This window comes from Variovorax sp. PDC80 (assembly GCF_900115375.1).
Lineage (GTDB): Bacteria > Pseudomonadota > Gammaproteobacteria > Burkholderiales > Burkholderiaceae_C > Variovorax.
The window spans coordinates 1-17,160 of sequence record NZ_FOWG01000001.1; the positions used below are offsets into that span (position 1 = coordinate 1).

Here is a 17,160-nt window from a genome sequence, read left to right on the forward strand (position 1 = left end):
GGCTCGAGGAACTTCGTGAGCAGGTTGAAGCAGGTCGTCTTGCCTGCGCCGTTGGGTCCGATGAGCGCGTGGATCGAACCGCGCACGACCGAGAGGTTGACCTTGCTGACCGCGGTGAAACCCTTGAATTCCTTGGTGAGCTGGCGTGTTTCGAGAATGACGTCGCTCATCTCGCGAAGCCGCCCGGGTAGTGACCGAAAAAGTCTGTCATGCGTTTGTTCTCACAGCGCCACCATCGAGCGCGGACCGATTGTTGGGGGGCGCCTCTCGCTTGCATACTGGGGCAAATGCCTATGCTGCAGTGCAACCTTCTCGAACGGTGACGCATGTCCGGCATGCATGCCATCGGCACACTGTCGCCGCAACGACAAAGCATGTGCACCGCAGCATGGCGCGCGCACGCGATCGCTGCTTTTTCGCGCGCACTTCCGAACTACATCGCGGCTGCATCGCCCGCGGTCCATCGGCGACAGGCAGGTGGCTTCGGCCCGCGCGCGCCGACCTTCGCGATTCGCACAAGTCTTGTGCGGCGGCACATCTACACCGGCACGCCCGCGCTTCGTACGCTTCGGTCTTCTTCAGTCACACAGAGAAGTCCATGCAGCATCCCAGCATCCGCGCGCTCACCGGCGCGCAACCGACCACCCGCCTCGATCCCGCCACCACGGCGCTGATCGCGATCGATTTCCAGAACGAGTACTTCGACGGCCGCATGCCGATCCCCGATGGCCTGCCGGCATTGCGCCAGGCCCGGCGGCTGATCGAGGCGGCGGACCGGCATGCGATGCCGGTGTTCCATGTACAGCACCTCGCGCCCGCGGACAGCCCGATCTTCGCGCAGGGCAGCGCGGCCTTCGACATCCACTCCGAGCTGCGCCCCACCGCGCGGCACGCGGTGCTGACGAAGGCGACGCCGAGCGCCTTCGCGGGCACCTCGCTCGATGCCGAGCTGCAGGCACGCGGCATCCGCACCTTGATCCTCACCGGCCTCATGACCCACATGTGCGTGTCGGCCACCGCCTTCGATGCCGCGCCGCGCGGCTACCAGAACCTGATCGCGGGCGATGCCTGCGCGACGCGCGACCTCGACCTGGAGGACGGCGGCGTGCTCGGCCATCGCGAACTGCATCGCGCGGCGCTGCGCGGCGTGTCGGACGTGGTGGCCGAGGTGCGCTCGACCGATGAGCTGCTGCGGCTGCTCGATCAGCCGGCGCTGTAACGCGCCGCCGCGAAATCGACGAAGGCGCGCACCTTGGGCGACAGGTGCCGGTTCTGCGGATAGAGCGCGTAGAGGTTCAACGCCGGCTGGCTGAAGTCCGGCAGCACGCGCACCAGCTCGCCGCGCGCGAGGTGGTCGCGCAGCAGGAAGGCCGGCGAGAGCGCGAGCCCGGTGCCGGCCAGCGCGGCCGTGCGCAGCACGATGCCGCTGTTGGCCTGCAGCCGGCCGCCGACCTCGACCGTGTGCACGCTGCCGTCGCGCGCGGTGAAGCTCGGCTGCCCGGCCTTGCCCGCGAGCGAGTAGTTGAGGCACTCGTGCGCCGCGAGGTCGGCGGGCACGACCGGCGTGCCGCGCCGCCGCAGGTAGTCGGGCGAGGCCACCCACCACTCCTCGAAGCTGGCGAGCCGCTTGACGATCAGCGTCGAGTCCGACAACGCATAGGCCAGCCGCAGGCCCACGTCGAAGCCCTCCTCGATCAGGTCGACGAAGCGGTCGTTGCACACCAGGTCGACCTTGAGCTGCGGATGCGCTTCGAGGAAAGCCGGCAGCCATTGCGCGAGCGCCTCGAGCCCGAAGGACATCGGCGCATTGATGCGCAGCAGGCCCGTGGGCTCGACCTGGTGCCGTGCAACGGCCAGCGCCGCGGCCTCGAGCTGGTCGAGGATCTGGCGGCTGTGCTGGTAGTAGGTCTGGCCGGCCTCGGTGAGCGCGAAGCGGCGCGTGGTGCGGTTGAGCAGCTGCACGCCGAGCGCGGCCTCGAGCTGCTTGACCTGGCGCGAGACGACGGTGTGCGAGACGTCCATGGCCTCGGCCGCGGCCGTGAAGCCGCCGGCCTCGACCACGGCGCGAAATGCCTTCAAGGCGGCGAACTGATCCATGCGCGCGACTGTATGCGAACGAAACCCCCAGGCCTCTTGCGAAACCTGGGGGTCCTTGGGTGATGCGGTGAAAGCGGGCTCAGTGCGCGCCGGCCGCCGCGTCGCTGCCCGCGCCGCCCGATTGCGGCCGTGCGAACCACACCAGCGGAATCAGCAGCAGGAACAGCACGGCCGACGCATAGAAGATGTCGTTCGAAGCCAGCATGAAGGACTGCTGGTCGACCAGGCGGTTGATCTGGCCCATTACCTGCTCGGTGCTGAAGCCGTTGCTCGCGAGGCCGGACATCGCGCTGGTGGCCGCGATGTTGCCCTGGTTGATCGACTCGGCGAGCTGCGCGTGGTGCAGCGTCGCGCGGTTCTCCCACAGCGTGGTGGCGATCGAGGTGCCCATGGCGCCGGCCGTGATGCGCAGGAAGTTCGACAGGCCCGAGGCGGCCGGGATGCGGTCGGGCGTGAGGCCCGAGAGCGTGACCGTCACCAGCGGGATGAAGAAGAACGCCATCGCGATGCCCTGGATGAAGGTCGGGATCATGATGGTCCCGAAATCGGCCTGGGTGTTGAAGTTCGACCGCATCCACAGCACCAGCGCGAACACCAGGAACGAGAAGGTGGCGTAGCGGCGCGGGTCGACCTTGGCGATGGTCAGGCCCACCACCGGCGACAGGAAGATCGCCAGCAGCCCCACCGGCGCCATCACCATGCCGGCCTGGGTCGCGGTGTAGCCCATCCATTGCTGCAGCCACAGCGGCAGCAGCACCACGTTGCCGAAGAACAGGCCGTAGGCCACCGCGGTGGCGACCGCGCCCGACCAGAAGTTGCGGCGCTTGAACAGCGACAGGTCGACCACCGGATGCTTCTCGGTCAGTTCCCAGATCAGGAAGAAGGCGAAGCCGACGACGGCCACCACCGCGAGCGTGACGATCTGCGCCGAGTGGAACCAGTCGAGCTCCTTGCCCTTGTCGAGCATGAGCTGCAGCGCGCCGACCCAGATCACCAGCAGCGCGAGGCCGATGGCGTCGATCGGCACCTTGTGGGTCAGGCTCTCGCGCTTGCGGTACAGCACCCAGGTGATGGCCGCGGCGACGATGCCCACCGGAATGTTGATGTAGAAGATCCAGGGCCAGGAGATGTTGTCGGTGATCCAGCCGCCGAGCAGCGGCCCCATCACGGGCGCGACCAGCGTGGTCATCGACCACATGGCCATCGCGAGGCCGGCCTTGGCGCGCGGATAGCTCGACAGCAGCAGCGTCTGCGACAGCGGGATCATCGGCCCCGCGACGAAGCCCTGCAGCGCGCGGAACGCGATCAGCGTGGTCATGTTCGGCGCCAGGCCGCACAGCAGCGAGCTGATCATGAACAGGATCACGCTCGCCACGAACAGGCGGACCTGGCCGAAGCGCTGCGTCATGAAGCCGGTGAGCGGCACCGCGATGGCATTGGCCACCGCGAAGCTGGTGATGACCCAGGTGCCTTGCGTGGTGCTCACGCCAAGGTCGCCCGAGATGGCCGGCAGCGACACGTTCGCGATCGACGAGTCGAGCACGTTCATGAAGGTGGCGGCCGAAAGCGCGATCGTCCCCCACACGCGGGCGGAGCCCTCGAGCGGAGGCGGTGCGACGTAGGCGGGTGCGGCGGCGGTGGCCATGGTTCAGCGCGACAGCGGTCGGAACGAAAGCGCCGTGGCGATCAACCGGGCTGGCCTTGTGCGGGGATCTGCGCGGCCGAGGCCGGCGAGATCGCGGGCGCGGCGCGGTTGGCGGGCACCGAGGGCACGTGCACCGCCTTGGCGGTCGCGCTGTTGCCGAGGTTGGCGGCCACGATGCGGTCGACCTCGGCGTCGGCGCCGCGGTCGAGCTGGCTGTAGACCTGCGTCTGCGTGAGCGCGGCGGCGCGCGGCGCGTCGGCCAGCATCTTGCCGGCCTTCTGCGTGATGTCGACCTCGACGTCCATCGACAGGCCGATGCGCAGCGGGTTGGCCTTGAGCTGCTCGGCGTCGAGCGCGATGCGCACCGGCACGCGCTGCACCACCTTGATCCAGTTGCCGGTGGCGTTCTGCGCGGGCAGCAGCGCGAAGGCGCTGCCGGTGCCCACGCCGAGGCCGGCGACCTTGCCCGTGTACTCGACCTTCTTGCCGTAGACGTCGGCGGTGAGCTTCACCGGCTGGTCGATGCGGATGTTGCGCAGCTGCACTTCCTTGAAGTTGGCGTCGACCCACAGCTGGTTGAGCGGCACGATCGACATCATCGGCGTGCCGGCCGCGACGCGCTGGCCGAGCTGCACGGTGCGCTTGGCGACGTAGCCGTCGACCGGCGCGGGCATGGCGACGCGCTGCGTGGCGAGGTAGGCCTCGCGCACCTTGGCGGCGGCGGCCAGCACGCTCGGGTGCTCGGCCACGCTGGTGCCTTCGGTCAGCGACTGGTTGCTGGCGAGCTGCTCGCGCGCGGCGATCACGCCGGCCTGCGCCGCGGCCAGCGCGCTCTTCGCGTTGGCGAGCGTGGTCTCGGCGTGGTTGAGTTCTTCCTTCGACACCGCGCCGTTGCCCGACAGCGCGCGGCGGCGCTGCAGGTCGTCCTGGGCCTTGGCGATGTCGCTCTGCGCCTTGACGATGTCGCTCTGGCGCAGCGTGACCTGCGCGGCCAGCGAGCCGTTGTTGGCGTACAGCGTGCGGGTCTGGCGCACGGTCTGCGCGAGCGCGGCCTCGGCCTGTTCGAGCGCGACCTTGGCATCGGCCGGGTCGAGCTGCACCAGCGGCTGGCCGGCCTTCACGTAGTCGGTGTCGTCGGCGTTGATCGCCATCACGGTGCCGCCGATCTGCGGCGTGATCTGGATCACGTTGCCCTGCACGTAGGCGTTGTCGGTGTCCTCGTAGTGGCTGGCCACCAGCCATTCGTAGAGGCCCCAGCCGCCGCCGACCACGACCACCGCGGCGGTGAGCGCGGTGAGTGCGCGGCGGCGCTTGCCGTTGCCTGCTTCGGGGACCGCGGCGGAGGAAGGAGCAGCGGTGGTCTGTGTGTTGTTGTCGCTCATGATGGTCTTTCCGGATTCGAAAGAGAGATTCAGTGGGTCGCGGCCGACGGGGTCGCGGATGCCGTGGTGGTGGCGCCGGAAGCGGCGCTCGCGGTGTTCGACGGGGGCTGCCAGCCGCCGCCGAGCGCACGCGCCAGCGCGACCTGGGTGTCGAGCGCGCGCGCGGCGAGGTCGACGGCGAGCCGGCGCTGCGCCAGCACCGAGGTCTCGGCGGTCAGCACGTTGAGGTAGTTGCCGAGGCCCGCGCGGTAGCGCTGCACGGCGATGTCGTAGGCACCCTCGGCGGCCGTCTGCGCGGCGCGCTGTTCGGCCTGCTGGCGCGCGATCGACTGGATGCTGGTGACCTGGTCGGCCGCGTCGCGCACGGCATCGATCACGGTGGCGTTGTAGCTCTCGACCGCGGCATCGAGGTCGGCCGACTTGCCGCGCAGGTTGGCGCGCAGCTGGCCGCCCTCGAAGATCGGCAGGTGGATCGCCGGACCCACGCCCCACTGCTCGCTGCCCGACTTCAGCAGCTTGCCGAAGCCCAGGCTCTGGAAGCCGACGAAGGCCGTGAGGTTGACGTTGGGATAGAACAGCGTCTTGGCATTGGCCACGTCGCTGGTGGCCGCCTCGACGCGCCAGCGCGCGGCCGCGATGTCGGCGCGACGGCCCAGCAGGTCGGCCGGGATGGAGGCCTGCAGGCCGATCGGCTTGACGCCGTCGATCAGCGGCGGCTTGAGCGCATCGCTCGCGCCGGGCTGGCCCACGAGCGCGTCGAGCGCATGCTTCGCGATCGCGACCTGCTCGTTGAGCGCCTCGATCTGCTGGCGTGCCTCGGGCAGGCCGCCTTCGCTCTGGCGCAGTTCGAGCCGGGTGTCGAGGCCGGCCGACACGCGGTCGCGCACCAGCTTCAGGGTTTCGTCGCGCTGCGCCAGGGTGCGCTGCGCCACCGCGAGCTGGTCGTTGAGGCGCGCCCACTGGAAGTAGCTGCGCGCCACGTTGCTCGCGAGCAGCACGCGGGCCGCGTCGGCATCGGCCGCGGCCGCATTGGCGGCGCCGATCGCGGCGTCGAGCGCGGTGCGGTTCTTGCCGAAGAAGTCGAGTTCCCAGCTCGCGCCGAGCTGCAGCAGGCCGACGTTCTGGATCGAGCCGCCCAGCGGCTCGGGATAGATGTAGTTGGTGTTGAACTTCTGGCGCGTGGCGTCGAAATCGAGCCCGACCTGGGGCTTGAGCGCCGCGCCCGCGACGCCGGCGTTGGCCTGCGCGCGCGCGAGGCGGGCCTGCGCGACCTGCAGGTTGGGGTTGCCGGCCACGGCCTGGTCGACCAGGCCATTGAGCTGCGCGTCGCCGAAGGCCAGCCACCATTGGCTGTCGAGGGCAGGAGCGGCCGCCTTGTCGGCCGAGGCGATGCCCAGCGAGCCGGCATCGCGCAGCTTGGCATGGCCGCCGATGCCGGCCATGTCGGCACAGCCGGCCAGCGCGACCACGAGCAGCGCGGCGGCGACGACGGGGGTGCGGCGCAGGGCACGCACGGCGAATGAATCAGTCATTTTTTCCTCCACGGGCCGCGAGGGCCTGTGCGTTGTCGAGGATGCGGCGCAAGTAGGACTTGAGCTGCCCCCATTCATCGGCGGTGAAGTCCGCCAGCAATTCGTTCTGCACGCGGCTCAGGACGTGGGGCACTTCCTTGGCGGCCGCGCGGCCTTCGTCGGTGAGCTCGATGTTGACCACGCGCCGGTCTTCGAGCGAACGCACGCGCCGGCACAGGCCCTTGGCCTCGAGCCGGTCGAGCAGGCGCGTCATGGCGCCGGTGTCGAGCTCGCAGGCGCGCGCCAGTTCGGCCACCGTGGTGGCCGCGCCGATGTGCAGCTTGTAGAGCGGCACCCACTGCGGATAGGTCGGGCTGCCGGGCTCGCACATGCGGGTTTCGACCGACTGCGCCACCGTCGTGACGATCCGGCGCATCAGGTAGCCGATGCTTTCCTCGGTCGAATACGACTCCGCCCGGTAGAAATCGGGCGCACGACGCACCTCGTCCGGTGCAACCGGAGCGTCATCGGGAGCAGTGGCATCGTTCATGGCCCGAATATTAGCTGCCATGGCAATTATTGTCAAGGCGACCTTTGTGAAGGCAAAGGTTCTCTCGCTAGAATCGCGGCCCATGGCATCCTCCCCCTCGCCGGCCTCCACGGCCAAGGGCTCGCCCCGATCGCTGTCGGGACTGGGCCCTTTTCTTCGTCCCTACCGTGTGCAGATCACGCTGGCCGCCGTCTTCCTGGTCATGGCGGCGGTCACGACGCTGGTGTTCCCCCTGGCCCTGCGCAGCCTGATCGACGGCGGCCTGGTCAACCCCGACAAGGGTGCCCAGACGATGGCGCTGCGCGAGCATTTCGGCGCCCTGTTCGCGGTCGCGGTCGCGCTCGGGCTGTTCTCGGCGGCGCGCTTCTACACGGTGAGCTGGCTCGGCGAGCGCGTCACGGCCGACCTGCGCAACGCGGTCTACAGCCGGGTGCTGCGCCAGAGCCCGGTGTTCTTCGAGACCACCCAGACCGGCGAGGTGCTGTCGCGCCTGACGGCCGACACGACGCTGGTGCAGACGGTGGTCGGTTCCTCGCTGAGCATGGGCCTGCGCAACGCGGTGATGGGCGTGGGCGCGCTCGCGATGCTGATCTGGACCAATCCCTACGTCATGGTGCAGGTGCTCGGCCTGCTGGTGGTGGTGGTGCTGCCGAGCATGTGGTTCGGCCGCCGCGTGCGCCGGCTGTCGCGCGCCAGCCAGGACCGCGTGGCCGACTCGAGCGCGATCGCGGCCGAGGTGCTGAACGCGATCCCCGTGGTGCAGAGCTACACGGCCGAGGACCGCGAGGCCGGCCGCTTCGAGGGCTCGACCGAGAGCGCGTTCCGCACCGCCGTGCGCCGCACCAAGGCGCGCTCGGTGCTGGTCGCCTTCATCATCATCGCGACCTCGGCGGCGCTGCTGTGGGGCCTGTACCAGGGCACGCAGGCGGTGCTGCGCGGCGACATCACGGCCGGACACCTGGGCCAGACCGTGGTCTACGTGGCGATCCTCGCGAGCGCCACCGCGGTGCTCGGCGAGGTCTACGGCGACCTGCTGCGCGCCGCCGGCGCCACCGAGCGGCTGATGGAGCTGCTGCATGCGCCCGCGGCCATCGTCTCGCCCGCCGCGCCGGTGCGCTCGCCCGTGCCCGCCGCGGGCAGCGCGATCGTGTTCGACAGGATCACCTTCCACTACCCCTCGCGGCCCGGCACGCCGGCGCTGCGCGACTTCTCGCTGGCCGTGACGCCCGGCGAGACGGTGGCGCTGGTCGGCTCGAGCGGCGCGGGCAAGAGCACCGTGTTCCAGCTGCTGCTGCGCTATTACGACCCGCAGTCGGGCCAGCTGCTGCTCGACGACGCGCCGCTGGCCTCGCTGGCGCTGCACGACCTGCGCACGCGCATCGGCCTGGTGCCGCAGGACGCGGTGATCTTCTCGGCCAGCGCGCTCGAGAACATCCGCTACGGCCGGCCCGAGGCCAGCGTCGAGGAGGTGCACGCGGCCGCCCGCGCCGCCTTCGCGCACGACTTCCTGCAGGCGCTGCCGCAGGGCTACGACACCTTCCTCGGCGAACGCGGCGTGCGGCTGTCGGGCGGCCAGCGCCAGCGCATCGCGATCGCGCGCGCGATGCTCAAGAACCCGCCGCTGCTGCTGCTCGACGAGGCCACGAGCGCGCTCGACGCCGAGAGCGAACGCATGGTGCAGGCCGCGCTCGAATCGGCGATGGAAGGCCGCACGACGGTGGTGATCGCGCACCGGCTGGCCACCGTGCAGAAGGCCGACCGCATCGTGGTGCTCGACCATGGCGGCATCGTCGAACAGGGCACGCATGCGGCGCTGGTGGCGCAGGGCGGGGTCTATGCGCGGCTGGCGGCGCTGCAGTTCACGAGCTGATGGGCACTGACGGGACCCGGGTCCCGGAAAGCAAAAAGGAGAGCCGGGGCTCTCCTTTTTTATTGCAGGGTTTCCTTGAGCCCCGCCGGGATCGGCAGCGGCATCACCGCGATCCCCTCGTCGAGCAACGCCTCGGTCTGCTCGGGCGTGGCCTGGCCGCGGATGCCGCGTTCCTTGGTCTCGCCATAGTGCATGCGGCGGGCCTCGTCGGCGAAGCGGTCGCCGACGTCCTCGGTCTTGGCCAGCACCTCGCGCACGGCACGCATCCAGCGCGCCTCGGGCGACATCTCGGCCGGCAGGTGGGCGGGCGCCGATGCGGCCGCCGGGTTCGAGCGCTCGGCCTCGGGCGCCTTCGCGTTGCCGAGGTTCAGGCGCGGCGCGCTCAGCAGCTTGACGATCGCGGTGTCGGCACAGACCGGGCACTCGACCAGTCCGCGCGCGAGCTGGCTCTCGAAGTCCTCATTGGACCCGAACCAGCCTTCGAAACCGTGGCCGTGCGCGCATTGGAGATCGAGGACCTTCATGCGCGCGATTATCCCCGGGCCGAGTCGCCCTGCCAGTCGAGGGCCCATGCACCCGAGCCCGTGTTCTGCAGCCACAGCGCGCAGGCCAGGGTCTTGGCGTCGGTGACCGAGCCGTCGCGGCACCAGCCCAGAAGCTCTTCGGGCGTGGCGGTGAACACGTCGAGGAACTCGCCGTGGTCGAGCTGGCGCTCGCCGAGCGAGAGGCCGCGCGCGAAGTAGATGTGGATGATCTCGGTCGAATAGCCCACCGCCAGATGCATCACGCCGGCACGCGCCCATTCGCGCGCACGGTAGCCGGTTTCCTCGAGCAGCTCGCGCTGGCCGCAGACCAGCGGATCCTCGCCCGCATCGAGCTTGCCCGCGGGAAACTCGATCATCACCTGGCCCACCGGGTAGCGGAACTGGCGCTCGAGCACCACGCGGCCATCGTCGAGCAGCGGAATCACCACCACCGCGCCCGGATGCACGACGTACTCGCGCGTGGCGCTGTGGCCGTCGGGCAGCTTCACAGTGTCGCGGCGGACTTCGAGGAAGTTGCCCTTGGCGAGCGACTCGCGCGAGGTGAGCTCTTCGCGCAGGTGCGCGTCTGCGGGGATGCTGGATGTCATGGTCCGCTCCGTGGTCGGGTGGGTGGCGCGCTCAGTGCCGGTGCTTCATCAGGTAGCGCCAGGTGAAGCCCGGGAAGGCCAGCACGATGAACAGCGCGCCGGTCACCGCATAGAACTCCCAGCCCTGCGTGGCGATCTGCCCTGCCCTGCGTTCGAACAGCAGGCCGATGCCGCCGGCCAGGAAGTACAGCACCACCAGCTCGCCGAAGCGCATGGCCAGCGTCTTGCGCACGCCGATCGCCACGGCGCCGAACAGCCGGTCGTTGAGGAACGGCAGGTTGGCCGCCAGCAGGGCCAGCAGCAACACCACCCAGACCGAAGCCGTCTGCGACACCTTGTGCGGGCCCTGGCGCGCGGCGCGTCAGTTCGCCAGCGTGGCGACGATGGCCTTGGCGCACAGCGTCATCAGGCCGCCCGGCACGATGCCGAGGATCAGGATCAGCGCGCCGTTGATCGTCAGCACGGTGCGCACGTCGCGCGGCGCCGACACGGTACTGGCCGTGACCGGTGCGTCGAAGTACATGACCTTGACCACGCGCAGGTAGTAGAAGGCGCCCACCAGCGACATCAGCACCGCGAACACGGCCAGGCCGATGTAGAGGGCCTGGCCCGAGGCGATCAGCGCCTGCAGCACCGCCAGCTTGGCGTAGAAGCCGACCAGCGGCGGAATGCCCGCGAGCGAGAACATGGTGATCGCCATCACGCCGGCATACAGCGGGCTGCGCTGGTTGAGGCCGGCCAGGTCGGTGATCTCCTCGCTCTCGAAGCCTTCGCGCGCCAGCAGCAGGATGGTGCCGAAGCTCGCCAGCGTCGTGAGCACGTAGGTCACGATGTAGAACATCGAGGCGCTGTAGGCGAACTGGGCGTTGTAGGTGTTGCCGTTGACCACGCCTGCCACCAGGCCGAGCAGCACGAAGCCCATCTGCGAGATGGTCGAGTAGGCCAGCATGCGCTTGAGGTTGGTCTGCGCGATGGCGGCCAGGTTGCCGACCAGCAGCGAGGCGATGGCCAGCAGCGCGAGCATCTGCTGCCAGTCGATCGCCAGCGGCAGCAGGCCTTCGACCAGCAGGCGGATGATGATCGCGAAGGCCGCGAGTTCGGGCGCGGCACCGATCATCAGCGTGATCGCCGTGGGCGCGCCCTGGTAGACGTCGGGCACCCACATGTGGAAGGGAGCGGCACCGACCTTGAACGCCAGGCCGGCCACGATGAACACCAGGCCGAACACCAGCACCTGGTGGTTGACCTTGCCGCTCGCGATGGCCTTGAACACCTCGTTCACATCGAGCGAACCGGTGGCGCCGTACATCATCGACAGGCCGTAGAGCAGGAAGCCGCTGGCCATGGCGCCGAGCACGAAGTACTTCATGGCGGCTTCGCTGGCGACCGCGTTGTCGCGGCGCAGCGCCACCAGCGCGTAGCTCGAGAGCGTCAGCAGTTCGAGGCCCAGGTAGATCAGCAGGAAGTTGCTGCCCGACATCATCACGAACATGCCCAGCAGCGCGAACATGCCCAGTGTGAACATCTCGCCGCCGCGCAGCATGTCGCGGTCGGCCGCGTAGGGACGGCCGTAGACCAGCGTGACCATCAGCGCCAGCGAGGCGAAGCACTTGAGCCAGTTGCCCATCGGGTCGCTCACGACCATGTTGCCGAAGCCGTAGATGGTCTTGCCGCCGCTCGCGGCCATGCCGGTCATCGCGGCCACCACGGCCAGCGTGATCAGGGTCAGGACGTAGGTGCGGGTGCGGCGCGCGCTGGTGTCCGACAGGTCGACCAGCGCGATGATGCAGGCCATGACCAGCAACACGATTTCAGGGTAGATCGTGACCCAGCTGAGTTTGTCAATCATCTCGTTCTCTTCTTCAGCCAGCCATCAGGAGGGGATCTTCGACACCGCGACATGACGCAGCAGCTGGGTCACGGAGGCGTCCATCACGTCGGTGAAGGGCTTGGGGAACAGGCCCATCCACAGCACCGCGATCGCCAGCAGCGCCAGCATCACGAACTCGCGCGCATTGATGTCGCTGAGTTCCTTCACGTGGTCGTTGCCGACCGGGCCGAGGTAGACGCGCTTGTACATCCACAGCGTGTAGGCGGCGCCGAAGATCAGCGCGGTGGCCGAGGCCAGGCCGATCCAGAAGTTGGCCTTGACCGCGCCCAGGATCACCATCCACTCGCCGACGAAACCGGCGGTGCCCGGCAGGCCGCAGTTGGCCATCGCGAACAGCAGCATGAAGGCGGCGAACTTGGGCATGGTGTTGACCACGCCGCCGTAGTCGGCGATCTGGCGCGAATGCACGCGGTCGTAGAGCACGCCGATGCCGAGGAACATGGCGCCCGACACGAAACCGTGGGCGATCATCTGCACGATGCCGCCGGACACGCCGAGCTCGTTGAAGATGAAGAAGCCGAGCGTCACGAAGCCCATGTGGGCGACCGACGAATAGGCCACGAGCTTCTTCATGTCCTGCTGCACCATCGCGACCAGGCCGACGTAGATCACGGCGATCAGCGACAGCGCGATCATGAGCCAGGCCCATTCGTGCGCGGCATCGGGCGCGATCGGCATCGAGAAGCGCAGGAAGCCGTAGGCGCCGAGCTTCAGCATGATCGCGGCCAGCACGGCGGAACCGCCGGTCGGGGCCTCGACGTGCACGTCGGGCAGCCAAGTGTGGACCGGCCACATCGGCACCTTCACCGCGAAGGCCGCGAAGAAGGCGAAGAACAGCAGCGTCTGGGCATGGCCGCTCAGCGGCAGCTTGTGCCAGGTGAGGATGTCGAAGCTGCCGCCCGAGGTGTTGTACAGGTAGATCAGCGCCACCAGCATCAAGAGCGAGCCGAGCAGCGTGTAGAGGAAGAACTTGAAGGCCGCGTAGATCTTGTTCGGGCCGCCCCAGATGCCGATGATCAGGTACATCGGGATCAGCGTGGCTTCGAAGAAGACGTAGAACAGCAGGCCGTCGATGGCCGAGAACACGCCGATCATCAGGCCCGACAGGATCAGGAACGCGCCCATGTACTGGTTGACGCGCTCGGTGATCACTTCCCAGGCCGAGATCACCACGATGATGGTGATGAAGGCGGTCAGCAGCACGAACCACACCGACAGGCCGTCGACGCCCAGGTTGTAGTTGATGTTGAAGCGCTCGATCCAGGGCGCCTTCTCCACGAACTGCATCGCGGCGCTGCCGTTCTGGAACCGCGAGATCAGCGGCAGCGTGACCAGGAAGCTCACGATCGACCCGACGAGCGCCACCCAGCGCACGCCCTTGGCGTGCTCGTCGCGACCGAACGCCAGCAGCACGGCACCGAATGCGATCGGCACCCAGATGGCAAGGCTCAACAAACCCATTTTTCTTTTACTCCAGCGCTTTGCGGCTTAGCGTTTGAACCAGACGAAGTACGTCATCAGGACGAAGATCCCGAGCAGCATCGCGAAGGCGTAGTGGTAGATGTAGCCCGACTGCAGCCAGCGGACCACGCCAGAGATGCGGCCCACCAGCTTCCACGAGCCATTGACGACCGCGCCGTCGATCAGTGCCTGATCGCCGCCCTTCCACAGGCCCATGCCCAGGGCGCGAGCGCCGCGCGCGATGATGTTCTCGTTGATCCAGTCGAGGTAGTACTTGTTCTCGAGCAGGCGGTACACGGGGCCGAAGGCGCGCTTGATCGCGGCCGGCAGCGCCGGGTTGACCATGTACATGTAGTAGGACAGCGCCACGCCCGCAAGCGCGAGCCAGAACGGCATGGTCTGCAGGCCGTGGATGGCCATCGCGCCGGCACCGTGGAAGGCCTCTTCGAGCTCCTTCATGGCGTGGTGCTTCGTGGCGTCGACGAAGATCGCGTCCTTGAAGAATTCGCCGTAGAGCATCGGATGGATCGTCAGGTAGCCGATGACCACCGAGGGAATCGCGAGCAGCACCAGCGGCAGCCACACCACCCAGGGCGATTCGTGCGGCTTGTGGTCGTCGTGACCGTGGCCATGGCCGTGGTCGTCGTGCGCGTGATGGTCGTCGTGGTGCGCATCGGGGTTCTGGTCGTAGCGTTCCTTGCCGTGGAAGACCAGGAAGTACATGCGGAACGAATAGAAGGCCGTGACGAACACGCCGATCAGCACCGCGTAGTAGGCGAAGTTCGCGCCCCACAGGTGGCTTTCCTTCACCGCCTCGATGATGCTGTCCTTCGAGTAGAAGCCCGAGAACAGCGGCGTGCCGATCAGCGCCAGCGAGCCCAGCAGCGAGGTGATCCAGGTGATCGGCATGTACTTGCGCACGCCGCCCATCCAGCGGATGTCCTGGTTGTGGTGCATGCCGATGATCACCGAGCCGGCACCGAGGAACAGCAGCGCCTTGAAGAAGGCGTGGGTCATCAGGTGGAACACCGCGACCGAGTAGGCCGAGGCACCGAGCGCCACGGTCATGTAGCCCAGCTGCGACAGCGTGGAGTATGCCACCACGCGCTTGATGTCGTTCTGGATGATGCCGAGGAAGCCCATGAACAGCGCGGTGATGGCGCCGATCACGAGGATGAAGCTCAGGGCCGTGTCGCTCAGTTCGAACAGCGGCGACATGCGCGCCACCATGAAGATGCCGGCCGTCACCATGGTCGCCGCGTGGATCAGCGCCGAGATCGGGGTCGGGCCTTCCATCGAGTCGGGCAGCCACACGTGCAGCGGGAACTGCGCGCTCTTGCCCATCGCGCCGATGAACAGGCAGATGCAGATCACGGTGATCAGCATCCAGTCGGTGCCCGGGAAGGTGATGCCGCCGAGCGTGCCGGCCTTGGCGAAGGCTTCGGTGTAGTTGAGCGTGCCAGCGTAGGCCGCGATCAGGCCGATGCCGAGGATGAAGCCGAAGTCGCCCACGCGGTTGACCAGGAAGGCCTTCATGTTGGCGAAGATCGCGGTCGGCTTGTTGAACCAGAAGCCGATCAGCAGGTACGACACCAGGCCCACCGCTTCCCAGCCGAAGAACAGCTGCAGCATGTTGTTGCTCATGACGAGCATCAGCATGGAGAAGGTGAACAGCGAGATGTACGAGAAGAAGCGGTTGTAGCCCTCGTCCTCTTCCATGTAGCCGATGGTGTAGATGTGGACCATCAGCGACACGAAGGTCACGACGCACATCATCATCGCGGTGAGGCCGTCGACCATGAAGCCGACTTCCATCTTGAGGCCGCCGACGACCATCCATTCGTAGAGGGTCTGGTTGAAGCGGGCGCCGTCGACGATGACCGACTTGAGCGTCAGCGCCGAGATGACGAAGGCCACGAACACGCCGAGGATGGTCAGCGAGTGCGTGATCTTGCGGCCGATGTGGTTGCCGCCGAACTTGGTGCCGAAGATGCCGGCCAGGACCGCCCCGACCAGGGGGGCCATCGGAACGGCCAGCAGCGTGGATGCAGAAAGGGTTGCGCTCATTCTGGTGTCAGCCTTGGATCAGCCCTTGAGCGAGTTGAGTTCGTCGACGTTGATGCTCGACTTGTTGCGGAACAGCAGCACCAGCAGCGCGAGGCCGATGGCCGACTCGGCCGCGGCCACCGTCAGGATGAAGAACACGAAGATCTGTCCGTGCATGTCGCCCAGGAAGTGCGAGAAGGCGACGAAGTTCATGTTGACCGCGAGCAGCATCAGCTCGATGGCCATCAGCAGCACGATCAGGTTCTTGCGGTTCAGGAAGATGCCGATCACCGACAGCGCGAACAGCATCGCGCCCAGCGAGAGGAAGTGTCCGAGGGTGAGCGTCATGCCTTGTTCTCCTTTGCTGCCGTCGCGGCCGCTTCGGCCGGTGCTTCCACCACGGGCTCCGCCGCGCGGGTGACCGGCATCTGCACCACGCGCACGCGGTCGCGCGCCTTCACGCGCACCTGGTCGGCCGGGTCGACGTACTTGCTGTCCTTGCGGGTGCGCAGGGTCAGGGCGATGGCGGCGATGATGGCCACCAGCAGGATGACGGCCGCGATTTCCAGCGGATAGAGGTATTCGGAATACAGCAGCTTGCCCAGCTCGAGCGTGTTGGAGCTGTTGGCCGCGGCCACGGCGCGCGGTGCCTCGCCGAGGCGGAAGCCGCCCATCAGCACGGCCGCCATCTCGAGCGCGATCAGCGCGCCGACGGCCGCCGCCAGCGGGAAGTGCTTCCAGAAGCCCTGGCGCAGGCTGTCGACGTTGATGTCCAGCATCATCACGACGAACAGGAACAGCACCATCACCGCGCCCACGTAGACCAGCACGAGCGAGATCGCGAGGAATTCGGCGCGCAGCAGCAGCCAGATGGCCGAAGCCTGGAAGAAGGCCAGCACGAGGTACAGCGCCGCGTACACGGGGTTGCGGGCGGTGATGACGCGGAACGATGCGAACAGCAGCACCGCGGCAAACAGATAGAACAGACCGGTCTTGACGTCCATGAGTTCGAATTCGTAGGGGTTCAGGCCAGGCCGGATCAGCGGTACTTGGCGTCAGCCGCCTTGTTCGCCGCAATTTCTGTTTCGTAGCGGTCGCCAACGGCCAGCAGCATGTCCTTGGTGAAGTACAGGTCGCCGCGCTTTTCGCCGTGGTATTCGAAGATGTGGGTTTCCACGATCGAGTCGACCGGGCAGCTCTCTTCGCAGAAGCCGCAGAAGATGCACTTCGTCAGGTCGATGTCGTAGCGCGTGGTACGGCGCGAGCCGTCGTCGCGCACATCGGATTCGATGGTGATCGCGAGCGCGGGGCACACGGCCTCGCAGAGCTTGCAGGCGATGCAGCGTTCCTCGCCGTTCTCGTAGCGGCGCAGCGCGTGCAGGCCGCGGAAGCGCGGCGACAGCGGCGTCTTCTCTTCGGGGAACTGCACCGTGATCTTGCGGCTGAAGGCGTACTTGCCCGTGATGGCCAGGCCCTTGAACAGCTCGAACAGCATGAAGCTGCCGAGGAAGTCCTTGAGCGAGAACGGCGCGGACGGGGTTGCGGTGTGCGCAGACATGGTGTTGGCGCTTCCAG

The 17,160-nt window shown here is 67.7% G+C and carries 17 protein-coding genes; 2 read left to right on the top strand and 15 right to left on the bottom strand.

The features are described 5' to 3' along the window. On the bottom strand, positions 1–170 hold a 170-nt coding region (locus BM109_RS00005), incomplete at its 3' end, for an ATP-binding cassette domain-containing protein (protein WP_143129045.1). A 428-nt stretch (positions 171–598) separates the two neighbouring features. Here BM109_RS00005 and BM109_RS00010 point away from each other — a divergent pair. Continuing rightward, a complete protein-coding gene (locus BM109_RS00010) occupies positions 599–1,219 on the top strand; it encodes a cysteine hydrolase family protein (protein ID WP_093339325.1) in 621 nt (206 codons plus the stop codon). Here BM109_RS00010 and BM109_RS00015 read toward each other — a convergent pair. From BM109_RS00015 to BM109_RS00035, 5 genes are all read right to left on the bottom strand, one after another. Further along, on the bottom strand, positions 1,204–2,097 hold the full coding sequence (locus BM109_RS00015) for a LysR family transcriptional regulator (protein ID WP_093339327.1): 894 nt from the start codon (positions 2,095–2,097) through the stop codon (positions 1,204–1,206). The genes BM109_RS00010 and BM109_RS00015 overlap by 16 nt on opposite strands. Positions 2,098–2,176: 79 nt before the next feature. Further along, positions 2,177–3,742: a DHA2 family efflux MFS transporter permease subunit gene (locus BM109_RS00020; protein ID WP_093339330.1), complete on the bottom strand. Its 1,566-nt coding sequence runs from the start codon at positions 3,740–3,742 to the stop codon at positions 2,177–2,179. 41 nt (positions 3,743–3,783) lie between these two features. Then, positions 3,784–5,124 carry an HlyD/EmrA/EmrK family protein gene (locus tag BM109_RS00025; RefSeq protein WP_093339332.1) on the bottom strand — a complete coding sequence of 447 codons (1,341 nt, stop codon included), beginning with the start codon at positions 5,122–5,124 and terminating at the stop codon, positions 3,784–3,786. A gap of 29 nt (positions 5,125–5,153) precedes the next feature. Beyond that, the gene (locus BM109_RS00030) at positions 5,154–6,656 is read right to left on the bottom strand and encodes an efflux transporter outer membrane subunit (RefSeq protein ID WP_093339335.1); all 1,503 of its coding nucleotides are present in this window, start codon (positions 6,654–6,656) and stop codon (positions 5,154–5,156) included. Next, positions 6,649–7,185 carry a MarR family winged helix-turn-helix transcriptional regulator gene (locus tag BM109_RS00035; RefSeq protein ID WP_093339337.1) on the bottom strand — a complete coding sequence of 179 codons (537 nt, stop codon included), beginning with the start codon at positions 7,183–7,185 and terminating at the stop codon, positions 6,649–6,651. The genes BM109_RS00030 and BM109_RS00035 overlap by 8 nt, the downstream gene beginning before the upstream one ends. An 82-nt stretch (positions 7,186–7,267) precedes the next feature. Here BM109_RS00035 and BM109_RS00040 point away from each other — a divergent pair, with 82 nt between their 5' ends. Beyond that, on the top strand, positions 7,268–9,055 hold the full coding sequence (locus BM109_RS00040) for an ABC transporter transmembrane domain-containing protein (protein WP_093339340.1): 1,788 nt from the start codon (positions 7,268–7,270) through the stop codon (positions 9,053–9,055). Between the two features lie 59 nt (positions 9,056–9,114). On the opposite strand, the gene BM109_RS00045 is transcribed toward BM109_RS00040, so the two are convergent. From BM109_RS00045 to nuoI, 9 genes are read right to left on the bottom strand one after another with little or no spacing between them, the layout of a single operon-like run. Then, positions 9,115–9,579 (bottom strand): DUF1178 family protein, encoded by a 465-nt coding sequence (locus BM109_RS00045; RefSeq protein ID WP_093339342.1) that lies wholly within the window; start codon positions 9,577–9,579, stop codon positions 9,115–9,117. Between the two features lie 8 nt (positions 9,580–9,587). Next, positions 9,588–10,187, bottom strand: coding sequence for an NUDIX domain-containing protein (locus tag BM109_RS00050; protein ID WP_093339345.1), 600 nt, complete (start codon positions 10,185–10,187; stop codon positions 9,588–9,590). A 31-nt stretch (positions 10,188–10,218) separates the two neighbouring features. Next, positions 10,219–10,521: a DUF2818 family protein gene (locus BM109_RS00055; RefSeq protein WP_093339347.1), complete on the bottom strand. Its 303-nt coding sequence runs from the start codon at positions 10,519–10,521 to the stop codon at positions 10,219–10,221. 27 nt (positions 10,522–10,548) lie between these two features. After that, positions 10,549–12,036, bottom strand: a complete 1,488-nt coding sequence (nuoN, locus tag BM109_RS00060) for an NADH-quinone oxidoreductase subunit NuoN (protein ID WP_093339349.1) — start codon at positions 12,034–12,036, stop codon at positions 10,549–10,551. Between the two features lie 24 nt (positions 12,037–12,060). Further along, positions 12,061–13,539, bottom strand: a complete 1,479-nt coding sequence (locus tag BM109_RS00065; RefSeq protein WP_093339352.1) for an NADH-quinone oxidoreductase subunit M — start codon at positions 13,537–13,539, stop codon at positions 12,061–12,063. 27 nt (positions 13,540–13,566) lie between these two features. Beyond that, on the bottom strand, positions 13,567–15,606 hold the full coding sequence (nuoL, locus tag BM109_RS00070; RefSeq protein WP_093339355.1) for an NADH-quinone oxidoreductase subunit L: 2,040 nt from the start codon (positions 15,604–15,606) through the stop codon (positions 13,567–13,569). A gap of 18 nt (positions 15,607–15,624) precedes the next feature. Then, positions 15,625–15,933 (bottom strand): NADH-quinone oxidoreductase subunit NuoK, encoded by a 309-nt coding sequence (gene nuoK, locus BM109_RS00075; RefSeq protein WP_093339357.1) that lies wholly within the window; start codon positions 15,931–15,933, stop codon positions 15,625–15,627. Then, the gene (locus BM109_RS00080) at positions 15,930–16,589 is read right to left on the bottom strand and encodes an NADH-quinone oxidoreductase subunit J (RefSeq protein WP_093339360.1); all 660 of its coding nucleotides are present in this window, start codon (positions 16,587–16,589) and stop codon (positions 15,930–15,932) included. Before BM109_RS00080 ends, nuoK begins: the two co-directional genes overlap by 4 nt. 35 nt (positions 16,590–16,624) lie before the next feature. Beyond that, positions 16,625–17,143, bottom strand: a complete 519-nt coding sequence (gene nuoI, locus BM109_RS00085) for an NADH-quinone oxidoreductase subunit NuoI (RefSeq protein ID WP_057592171.1) — start codon at positions 17,141–17,143, stop codon at positions 16,625–16,627. Between the last annotated feature and the right edge of the window lie 17 nt (positions 17,144–17,160).